General features: G+C 71.6%; 3 protein-coding genes. All 3 read left to right on the top strand.

All coding sequences use genetic code 11. From position 1 onward, the window contains the following. The coding region (locus tag NON22_RS22160) for a hypothetical protein (RefSeq protein WP_257389173.1) at window positions 1-454 on the top strand (454 nt) is incomplete at its 5' end. A gap of 11 nt (window positions 455-465) precedes the next feature. Beyond that, window positions 466-1,716, top strand: coding sequence for a HEAT repeat domain-containing protein (locus tag NON22_RS22155; protein WP_257389172.1), 1,251 nt, complete (start codon window positions 466-468; stop codon window positions 1,714-1,716). Between the two features lie 105 nt (window positions 1,717-1,821). Then, a complete protein-coding gene (locus NON22_RS22150) occupies window positions 1,822-2,811 on the top strand; it encodes a HEAT repeat domain-containing protein (RefSeq protein ID WP_257389171.1) in 990 nt (329 codons plus the stop codon). The last annotated feature ends 525 nt before the right edge of the window (window positions 2,812-3,336 follow it).

The raw sequence follows: 3,336 nt of genomic DNA, 5'->3' as shown, positions 1-3,336 counted from the left end.
GTGCGCGCTGGTCGCCGCGCTCGGCCTGGGCTTCCTGCTCGGCCGCCAGCCGCCGGCGACGCCGGCCGCGGGCGGCAACCTCGCCGCGACGGAATTGTCCTCGCGCGTGCTCGACGCCTACGTCGCCGCGCATCTGCGCGAAACCGAAAGCGTGGTGCTGACCGCGGTCAACAGCGACAGCGCTGCGCTGCAGGCCGGCAACCGCGAGCTCGCTGCGGGCCTGCTCGAGTCGAACCGGCTCTACGCCCAGGCGGCCGCGCGCGCCGGCAATGCGCGTCTCGCGAATTTTCTGCGTCAGCTCGAACCCGTGCTGATCGAACTGGCTAACCCGGCGCCCGCCGGCGACATCCAAGCTTCCGACGGCTTGCGCGACTACGTCGACAAGTCCGATCTGCTGTTTCAACTGCGGGCGACGCAGGCGCGTATGGAGCCGCAACGCTCGACCTCGATCTGACGGAGTCACTCATGAGCAAAACCCTGCTTTCCCGCGCACTCGGCCTGCTGCTGGCCGCCGCTGCACCGCTGGCCCTGGCCGCGCCGACCGCCGCCGACGTCAACAGCGCCGACAAGGAACTCAACCAGCTCTACCGCGAAGGCCAGGAGCTCATGGCCAAGTCCGACTGGCAACAGGCGCTCGACCGCTTCCGCCGGCTCGAAAAGCGCATGGTCGAACGCGGCGAGGCGAACGTGGACACCGCGCTGTTCTGGCAGGCCTATGTGCTCATGCAGGCCAAGCGCACGGCCGATGCGCGGCGCACCGTGGACCAGCTGCGCGAGAAGTTTCCGCAGAGCCGCTGGCTCGGCGAAGCCGACGCGCTGCTGCGCCAGGACCAGGCCGCCGAACACAGCGCGCGCGGCGAAGGCGGGGGCGGTGGTGGCGGAGGTGGTGGCCGTGGCGACGACCGGGAACTCGCCGAGATCGCCGTCGAAGGCCTGATCAACGCGCCGCCGGAACGCGCCGTGCCGTTGCTCAAGAAAGTGCTGCGCGGCACGCAGCCGGACAAGGTCAAGCGGCGTGCGCTGTTCGTGCTGAGCCAGCTCGATTCGCAGGAAGCGCTGACCGAGCTCGTCGAGATCGCGCGCAGCGGCGATCCGGGACTGCGCAGCGAGGCCATCCGCATGCTCGGCGTCAGCGGCGACGACAAGGCGCTCGGCGAGCTGTCCGCGCTGTACCGCGGCGCCGCGGCCGCGCAGAAGCGCGACATCCTCCAGGCCTGGATGATCGCCGGCCGCAAGGAGCTCGTGTACGGCGCCGCGCGCGACGAGACCGACGCCGCGCTGCGCCACGACGCGATCCAGCTGCTCGGCGCGATGGACGCCGTCGCCGAGCTCAAGCAGCTGATGCCGGTGGTCAAGGACGCGGAGCTGCAGCGGCAGATCGTGCAGTCGCTCGGCGTGGCCGGCGACGTCGACGGTCTCGTGCAGATAGCCGGCACGAACACGGAAGAAGGCACGCGCCTGGAGGCCTATCGCGCGATCGGCGTCAGCGGGGGCGACAAGGCCAGCGCAGCGCTGGTCGGCCTGTACTCGAAGGCGGCCAGCGCCGCCCAGCGCGACGCGATCCTGCAGGGACTGCTGATCGCCGACGACGCCAAGGCCATGAGCGGTCTGTACAAGAGTGCAAAAAGCAAGGAAGAGAAACAGCGGATCCTGCGCCTGCTGACCGCGATGGACGACGACGCGGCGCTCGAGGTGATCGAGCAGGAACTGAAATAGCCCGCGCGGCGGCCGTCGCGCCGCCGCAGACCGGAAACACTCCCTGCCGCCGCGGCTCGGCCTCGGCGCGGCCGGGCCCTGCCTGAATTCCTGCGGAGCATTGCCATGCGACTTCTTTCGCGTTTCGTTTGCTGTGTATCCCTGCTGCTGCCGGCCGCCGCCGCGACGGCCGACGACGACCTGGCCCGGCGCATCGCCGCGAACGACGGCTGGGTGCAATGGCAGGTGCCGCTGGCGCCCGACGCCGGCGAGCCCTGTTGCTACGAAGTCCGCCGCGGGGCCGCCGGGCGCCGCGGCTGCGATCTCGACGGCCGCCAGTGGAGCGTCGACGACGCCGTGCCCGCCGTCACGGCCGGCGCGCGCGAGCTCGCCGTCTACGCCCACGTGAAAGCCGGTCAGGTCGACGCGATACGTGCGCTGAGCGCGAGTTGTCCGGTCAGCAGTGCAGGCGCAGTGACGCGGCTGGACGGCGTGGATCCGGCCGCGAGCGTCGCCTGGCTCGCCGCCGAGACGCGCCGCGACCGCGGCCGCAAGGACGACGACGACGGCATCGCGGCCATTGCATTCCACGCGGCGCCGGCCGCGATGGCCGCGCTGCGCGAGTTCGCCGCAGCCGGCGGACCGCGCGGACGGCGCGAAGCCGCGTTGTTCTGGATGGGCCAGGCGCGCGGCATCGAAGGCGTCGAGGCGGTCGAGCGCGTCGCGCACGAAGACGCCGACGCGAAGATCCGCAACCATGCGGTGTTCGTGCTGTCCCAGGCGGAGAAGCTCGACACCTATCCGCGCGTGCTCGCGATCGCCGCGGGCGACCGTTCCGGCGAGGTGCGCGGCCAGGCCCTGTTCTGGCTCGCACAGATGGAGGACGCCCGTGCCGCCGCCGACATCGTCGCGGCGCTGCGTCGCGAGACCGAGGCGTCGGTGCGCGAACAGGCCGTGTTCGCGCTGACCCAGCTGCCGGACGAGCAGGGCGACAAGGCCCTGATCGGCCTGATGCGCGGCGACTATCCGCGCGAGGTCAAGCAGAAAGCGCTGTTCTGGCTCGGCCAGTCCGGTTCCGACACGGCGCTCGCGTTTCTCGACGAGACCCTGCGCTAGCCGGTTTCGGGCGCGGACCTGGGCCCTCCAGCCGGGTCCGGCATCCGGGCCGCAATTGGCGTCTGGTTTCGCTGAATTACGCGGCCGGCGCGTGTCGACGTCGGGCGGCCGCCGCTGCGTCCGGTCCGCTCCGGCGCCTCGTTCCGGCCGCCGGTCCGATTCCGTCCGGTTCGTGCGCCAGCGCGCATTCGGCAGGGCTGCGCCGGCGGTATCGTCCGTCTGCCTTCGTCATGGCTACGGTGCTAAGCTCGCGCCGCAGTCCCCGGGGGAGGTCGGTGGGGGCTGACCGCAAGCGTTTTGGTGACCGGTCTGCAGCAGCCACAGCCGCCGACCGGTGTCTGCAGCCCTGTCTGGAGGCGATATGTCGACCCAGCGATCGACGTGGATACCGACCTGGCCTTCCAATCTGCCGGAGTCCGGTACGGCGCCGGCGCCCAGCTCCACCGCGCAGCGTCCGCCGGGCAGTCCGCCGCCGCCGCAGCGTCCTGCGCCGCCGCCGGCGGCCCAGACGCGTCCGACCCCGCC

Source organism: Tahibacter caeni (genome assembly GCF_024609805.1).
GTDB lineage: Bacteria > Pseudomonadota > Gammaproteobacteria > Xanthomonadales > Rhodanobacteraceae > Tahibacter > Tahibacter caeni.
Note: the sequence above shows the minus strand (reverse complement) of the source record. Positions and strands in the feature narration are given on the sequence as shown.

What these genes read in the sequence shown, in the direction of transcription:
- NON22_RS22155 (WP_257389172.1), top strand. Translation starts at nt 466, where the DNA reads ATGAGCAAAACCCTGCTTTCCCGCGCACTCGGCCTGCTGCTGGCCGCC.
- NON22_RS22150 (WP_257389171.1), top strand. Translation starts at nt 1,822, where the DNA reads ATGCGACTTCTTTCGCGTTTCGTTTGCTGTGTATCCCTGCTGCTGCCG.